Origin of the sequence: Arthrobacter sp. SPG23 (assembly GCF_000876655.1) — a bacterium.
Lineage (GTDB): Bacteria > Actinomycetota > Actinomycetes > Actinomycetales > Micrococcaceae > Arthrobacter.
Map to the genome: position 1 here is coordinate 329,416 of NZ_JYCN01000009.1, position 6,417 is coordinate 335,832.

Annotated in this window: 6 protein-coding genes; all 6 read left to right on the plus strand. The window is 60.8% G+C overall.

What is annotated here, in order from left to right; genetic code table 11:
* The first annotated feature begins 49 nt into the window (after positions 1–49).
* Positions 50–1,462 carry a DNA cytosine methyltransferase gene (locus TV39_RS04775; RefSeq protein WP_043479024.1) on the plus strand — a complete coding sequence of 471 codons (1,413 nt, stop codon included), beginning with the start codon at positions 50–52 and terminating at the stop codon, positions 1,460–1,462.
* A gap of 140 nt (positions 1,463–1,602) precedes the next feature.
* Entirely contained in the window at positions 1,603–2,013 is a 411-nt protein-coding gene (locus TV39_RS04780; protein WP_052500487.1) for a very short patch repair endonuclease, read from the plus strand.
* Positions 2,014–2,382: 369 nt separating this feature from the next.
* Positions 2,383–3,330 (plus strand): HNH endonuclease, encoded by a 948-nt coding sequence (locus TV39_RS21555; RefSeq protein ID WP_082049497.1) that lies wholly within the window; start codon positions 2,383–2,385, stop codon positions 3,328–3,330.
* Positions 3,331–3,648: 318 nt separating this feature from the next.
* The gene (gene istA / locus TV39_RS04785; RefSeq protein ID WP_043479030.1) at positions 3,649–5,178 is read left to right on the plus strand and encodes an IS21 family transposase; all 1,530 of its coding nucleotides are present in this window, start codon (positions 3,649–3,651) and stop codon (positions 5,176–5,178) included.
* A 5-nt stretch (positions 5,179–5,183) separates the two neighbouring features.
* Positions 5,184–5,963, plus strand: a complete 780-nt coding sequence (gene istB, locus TV39_RS04790) for an IS21-like element helper ATPase IstB (RefSeq protein ID WP_442853481.1) — start codon at positions 5,184–5,186, stop codon at positions 5,961–5,963.
* Positions 5,964–6,082: 119 nt separating this feature from the next.
* Positions 6,083–6,417, plus strand: a 335-nt coding sequence (locus TV39_RS22470) for a DUF262 domain-containing protein (RefSeq protein WP_235347273.1), incomplete at its 3' end; no start/stop codon positions are given.

Sequence of the window (6,417 nt, forward strand, 5' to 3'; positions counted from 1 at the left end):
TGTGCCGTGCCCAAGGAATGGGGTCGAGCTCTGGCACAATGTATCAGTGATGAAGTTCGTTGACCTGTTCTCGGGTTGTGGTGGTCTCTCGTTGGGCATGGAACGGGCGGGGGGCGAACTTGTCGCTGCCGTAGAGAAGTCGGATATGGCGGCTCGGACCTTTTTCCATAACTATGTCGCGGATGCTGCTGACATGCGCGTCTGGCAGCAATACTTGCAGCGCAGCATCCGACGTCAGTTCGAGGGCAAGGTGTTGGTAAGTGAGCTGGCCAAGGTGCTCGCTGATGATGACCTCATCCAGAGATTCAATGAGCAGGATCTTGATGCCGTAGTTGGCGGCCCTCCGTGCCAGGGGTTCTCGCTCGCCGGCCGTAGGCTTAAAGACGACCTGCGGAACCGGCTTGCGTGGGAGTATCTGGACTTCGTGGAACGCACTGCCCCAAAAGCGGTTGTGATTGAGAACGTTGTTGGCATGAGCCAAAGCTTCGTAAAGGGCGAGGAATCCTCCTTCTCACAGCTGCAGACCGCACTGACCAACATCGGATCTGGATACGTAGTCCAAGCCGTTCGTGTCAACGCTGTCCACTACGGGGCCCCCCAGTTCCGGCCCAGGCTCATGCTGATTGCCCTGCGGAGTGACGTCGCGAGAAAACTACGGATACTGGCGACGCCCGGAATTTGGAAATCAGATTTCGCGGATCTGGTGGGCGACGTCCCGCCCCTAGCGCCCGTACCCACCACCATGTCTGGTCGTGCATTCACAATCCGTGATGCCATCTCAGATTTGGGCGGCTGGGAAGCTGCGGACACTGGTAGGAACGGGGAGTACTTAGCCGGGCTGAGGCAAGCGGAGGAGGCCGTACGCCCCAAACGTCGCGAAACTCCCACCGATCCTCCAAACCAGACACCCAGACGGCACACGGACATTGTTGTAACGAGGTTCTCTTTCTACCGGATGATGCACAGCAATGGCATCGACCAGCGGCTGCTCAGCCAGATGAGCGCCTTGGACCCGGAAGGTCAGAAATCGCTGGCGAAGCGTGCCTTGGCGAACATCGAATTTCCCCTGGACCTCCAGTGTTCGACAAGGCCATCAGCGGCGAGGACTATCTGTTCTTTGGACGAGCTGGTGGAACTTGCTGTTGACCTTGTGACGCGGAAGCACAGCCAGAAGGTGCTTAGTGCCAGCGAACCGAGCCGAACTGTGGTCACGCTGCCGGACGACTATGTCCACCCCATGCAGTCCCGGATCTTTACGGTTCGAGAGCTTGCACGTTTCCAAGGCTTTCCTGACTCATTCGAGTTCTTGGGTAGGGAAACCACCGGTGCGCATAGGCGGAAGATGGAAGTACCCCAGTACACCCAGGTGGGGAACGCTGTATCGCCGTGGCAGTCGTTTGCAGTGGGCACCCTCCTCGCAGGACTGCTGGCAGAGTACCGGCGAAATAAGGCTTCGGAATAGCCTTCGCCAGAGGTCATCGTCCGGCTTCAACATCATGCGAGTCAGCGGCGGGCTGGCTCAGCTACTGGCCTGCTTGGCCGGCCGACAGCTGCAGCGTCCGCGGGCCACTGGGGCGGTCGGGGCGGAACTAAAATATAAACATGGCTGACTTCATGAGCCCTGAACGCCGAAGTGCCCACATGGCAAAAATCCGTTCCAAAAATACAAAGCCAGAGATTATGCTACGGCGAATGTTGCATCGCGACGGGCTTCGGTACCGCCTCCACGATCGCCGGCTGCCCGGAAAGCCGGACTTAGTTTTCGCTGGGCGAAGGAAGGTCATCTTTGTCAACGGGTGCTTTTGGCATGGGCATGACTGTCCGGTGGGATCACGCTTACCGAAAAGCAACACTGAGTTCTGGGCAGACAAACGACTGCGGAATCAGGAACGGGACGCCAAGCAGCGCATCCAGTTGGTTGATCAGGGTTGGGGCTATCTAGACATTTGGGAATGTGAAGTGTTGGCCGACGAAGACCTAGTCAGCCATGTGAGGCTCTTCTTGGAGAAATGAGAAGGCGATGATGCAACTGCTAAAGTGTTAGCCTAAACGCTGGCCCCATGCGCTGAATTCACAATCTCAGCCATCGCGAGGGAGACCCTTCACGGTTAGGACCCGCCGTTCAGTGCGGAATTGTGACAGATCCTGTGGGTCTTTCGGACAGCATCAGGTGCGTCCCTGAGACGACTAAAAGCGACAGATATCTTTAGCCGGCATCCTCAAACATCATATCCAGAAGATAGAATCACGAGATGGAATTTTTCGTGCGGAAGTACCTGAAGGACTCAAAGTCGTATGAGTTATCATCGGAATCGGGGCTGGCACATGAATGGGGTATTCGAGGGCGACTAGAGAAAGTCTTTCGTCCGACGGAGCTCTGCAATGACTGAATGGCTGATTTTGGCAGCAGGCGACAAGCGCGTGCATGGCGGTAATAGTGGATATGATGACATTCCAGCAGAGCATTACTCATGGGATTCAACAGTTCCTCGCCACGCGCTGGTGAAACCTGGCGACGTCGTCGTCCTCTGGAACAAGCTAGTCCTATTAGGGGCATCAAGGATTGATTCAATAGATGTGGAAGAGCGCTCAAATGTGTACTTTCATTGCCCTCGTTGTGCAGGACAAACGTTTAAAGCACGCTCGACTCTGACACCGAAGTGGCGCTGCAACATGTGCTTCCATGAATTTGATAATCCGAACGAGACCCGGAAGAGGGTAACGGCTTATCGGTCCAGCCACGCCGGTGGCTGGCTAGACCTACAGGGTCTATTGACGGGGAGTGTACTGCGCTCGGTGTCTATGAACCCAAAGGAACAGCTCAGCTTACGCTATCTCGATTGGGAGAAGTTCGTTGACGCGTTGGAGCAGGCTTCTGTAGGTTCCGGCATCCAGAAACTGGCAGCAACGGTTCCGGACATCGTGAGCGATGAGCTGCCCGGTGGCTTTAAGGAAGGGACCGTCAGAGCGCGTGTGGGTCAGGCGGCATTCCGCGCGAAACTGCTAAGCATTTACGGTGAGAACTGCGCTGTCTCTGGGCCGAGTATCCATGCAAGTCTTGAAGCTGCGCATCTGATGCAGTATTCGAAGCACGGATTGCACGATTTCAACGCAGGGCTTCTCTTGAGGCGTGATCTGCATTCACTGTTCGACCGCAAATTACTGTCGATCAATCCGCCAAGTTGGCGTGTAGAAATGTCGCCCCACCTACTCCACATTCAGGGATATGTTGAACTCCAAGGAGAAGATTTGCGCGTCCCGAAAAAACCTAAAATCCAAGCCATTATGGCCCTTCACTATAAAGAGTTTCGAGAAGCGGTCCTCTACTAGCTGGACTGCCGTCATGGCCGCTAGGGCTTCGTGTCCATCTGGGGACGGGCAACGGATTTTATGCTTTGCCCGGTGTGGCTCTGAAGCAGATGTAAATGGGGGCCCACCCGTTCCGTTTACGGATTGTTAGCGGCCATGAAAAACTGCCCATAGGCGGCCACGAAAGTGCCCGCTGGCGGCCAGTAGAACTGCCCGCCGGTGGCCATGAGATCTGCCCACTTCCTTACTGAACCGACCGCGTCTTAAGCGGTGGGGGCCTCTCCCTGGGGTTTGATGACGGTGTCTAAGCGCACCAAGCGAACCAGGAAGAGGCCCTGTATGAAGTCTGACGGAGAAATCATGGAAATTCTTGTTGCCTACGATCTGACCGGGTCGTTGCGCGCCACCGCGGAGCTCACGGGCTGCTCGCACCACACCGTTGCCAAACACGTCCAGGCCCGCGACGCGGGCCGGCCGATCGGGGAACCCGCGGCCCGCGGCCGGGTCACCGACGCGTTCCTGCCCAAGATCGAGGAATGGATCGAAGGATCCAAGGGCCGGATCCGTGCCGATAGGGCTCACGAAAAGCTCCTCGCCCTGGGCTACACGGGTTCGGAACGGTCCACCCGCCGGGCGATCGCCCAGGTGAAGGCCGCGTGGCGGCTGGGCCATACCCGCGTCCACCGGCCCTGGATCACCGAGCCGGGCATGTGGCTGCAGTACGACTTCGGCGACGGGCCACGGATCGGCGGGGTGAAGACGATCCTGTTCGTGGCCTGGCTGGCGTTCTCCCGCTTCCGGATCGTGATCCCGCTCAGGGACCGGACCGCGCCGAGCGTCTTCGCGGCACTGGACCGGTGCTTCCGGATCCTCGGCGGCGCACCGACGTATGTCCTGACGGACAACGAGAAAACCGTGACCACCGCCCATGTTGCCGGGGTCCCGGTTCGGAACCAGCAGACCCTGGACTTCGCCCGGCACTACGGAATCACCGTGCTGACCTGCCAGCCCGCAGACCCGGCCACCAAGGGCGGGGTTGAAGCCTCGGTGAAACTCGCCAAGGCCGACCTCGTCCCCAAGGACACGAACCTCCGCGGCGAGTACGCCTCCTTCGCGGAACTCGAGGCCGCCTGCGCGGCGTTCATGGAGGACGTAAATAGCCGTGAACACCGGGTGACCCGGCGCAAACCTGCGGCCGTGCTCGCCGAGGAAGTCCCCAGGTTGCACCGGATCCCGGATACCGCCCACACGGTCGCGTTCGGGCTGGCCCGCACGGTCCCGGAAAACACCCCGATGGTCACCTTCGAAAACGCCCAGTACTCGGTCCCCGCGCATTTGCTGGGGTCCCGGGTGTTCGTCCGCACCCACGGCACCGGACCCGGCGAGCAGGTCATCATCGTCCACCACGGCACCGCCGGGCCCGTCGAGGTCGCCCGCCACGGCCGGGCGCGGCCCGGCAGCCCCGCCATCAACGATGACCACTTCCCCGGAACCCGGGCAAAGCTCCCTGGCGATTATGAGGTCAGGGCCCGCAGCGCGGACGAGGCCGCGTTCCTGGCGATCGGCGAAGGCGCCCGGACTTGGCTGCTGGAAGCCGCCGCGGCCGGGACGGCACGGATGAACGTGAAAATGGCCGAAGCCGTCACGCTGGCCAAAATCGCCGGCACCGACCACGTCGACCGGGCACTGGGCGACGCCGCCCTGCATGGCCGCTTCGCGCACCCGGACCTCGCCTCGATCCTGAACGCCAACATCCGCCGCACCACCACGCACGCCGCCAACGAGTTGACTTCGCTGACCCAAGGCACCGGTGCTTGGGCCGCAATCGGCAACCCCGCCCTGAACACCACGCCGGAGGACGCCCGATGAGTCCCGTGACCACGACCAACACCGCGGCCCCGCCGCTGCCGGCGGACCTGGAAGCCCTGATGCGGTCCCTGAAAATGCCCCACGCCCGGGCGCTGGCCCCGGACCTGATCGCGACCGCCCGAGCCCAGCGCTGGGAACCGGTCGAGGTCATCAAAGCCCTCTTCACCGAGGAAGCCGCCGGACGGGCCCGGTCCATGCTCGCCTCCCGCCGCAAAGCCGCTGGCTTCCCGACCGGGAAAACCTTCGACGCCTGGGACCCGGCAGCGTCCTCCATCCCGGCACCGACCCAGCAGGCGCTTCGGACCCTGGAATGGATCACCCGGCGGGAGAACCTGGTCATCTGCGGGCCCTCCGGCACTGGGAAGACCTTCTTCCTCGAAGCCCTTGGCCAGCAGGCCGTCGAAGCCGGGATGCGCGTGGCCTGGTTCAGGCTCGAAGACCTCGGCGTCCTGATCCGCGCGCACCGCACCGATGACAGCGTCACCCGCGCCGTTGCCCGGATCCTCCGCGCCGAGCTCGTGGTCATCGACGATATTGGTCTGTTGCCGGTGGCCACGGACGCCGCAGAAGGGCTCTACCGGGTCGTGGACGCAGCCTACGAAAAACGCTCCGTCGCGATCAGCTCCAACCTTCACCCGGCCGGGTTCGATGAACTCATGCCCAAAACCCTCGCCACCGCGACCGTTGACCGGCTGCTGCACCACGCTCACGTCTGCCAGACCAGCGGCGATTCCGTCCGCCTCACCCAGGCCCTCGCAGGAAAAGGAGTAACCAGACCGAACTGACCAACCCAACGATGGCCAACCCCGCCGAACCAATCAGTGGGCAGATCTGTTGGCCATCACCGGGCAGTTTTACTGGCCACCAGCGGGCACATCAACTGACCGCACATGGGCAGAATCTAATGGCCATTGACAACGGATCGACCTATTCTTCGCAATCCAAATCTAGCCGGACTGAGACGCTCTTGAAATCTGCAAAAACGTCTGAGGCACTCGGTACAGCTGCCGACATGGCGATGATGGCAGAGAAAACAGGTTTGCTCGAACAACGCTTGGTGAGGGACATCGAAGGCATGTTCTTCATCCCGGCCTATCAGCGCGGATACCGTTGGGGCGTCGAGGAGGTCACCCGCCTCCTAGATGATGTTGCCGAGAGCCGAGAGCCGAGAGCCGAGAGCCGAGAGCCGAGAGCCGAGAGCCGAGAGCCGAGAGCCGAGAGCCGAGAGCCGAGGCAGTC

Bases quoted from the DNA above. Each gene is read 5' to 3' on its own strand.
- TV39_RS04775 (WP_043479024.1), top strand. From the start codon at position 50: ATGAAGTTCGTTGACCTGTTCTCGGGTTGTGGTGGTCTCTCGTTGGGC.
- istA (WP_043479030.1), top strand. From the start codon at position 3,649: ATGAAGTCTGACGGAGAAATCATGGAAATTCTTGTTGCCTACGATCTG.
- TV39_RS04780 (WP_052500487.1), top strand. From the start codon at position 1,603: ATGGCTGACTTCATGAGCCCTGAACGCCGAAGTGCCCACATGGCAAAA.
- TV39_RS21555 (WP_082049497.1), top strand. From the start codon at position 2,383: ATGACTGAATGGCTGATTTTGGCAGCAGGCGACAAGCGCGTGCATGGC.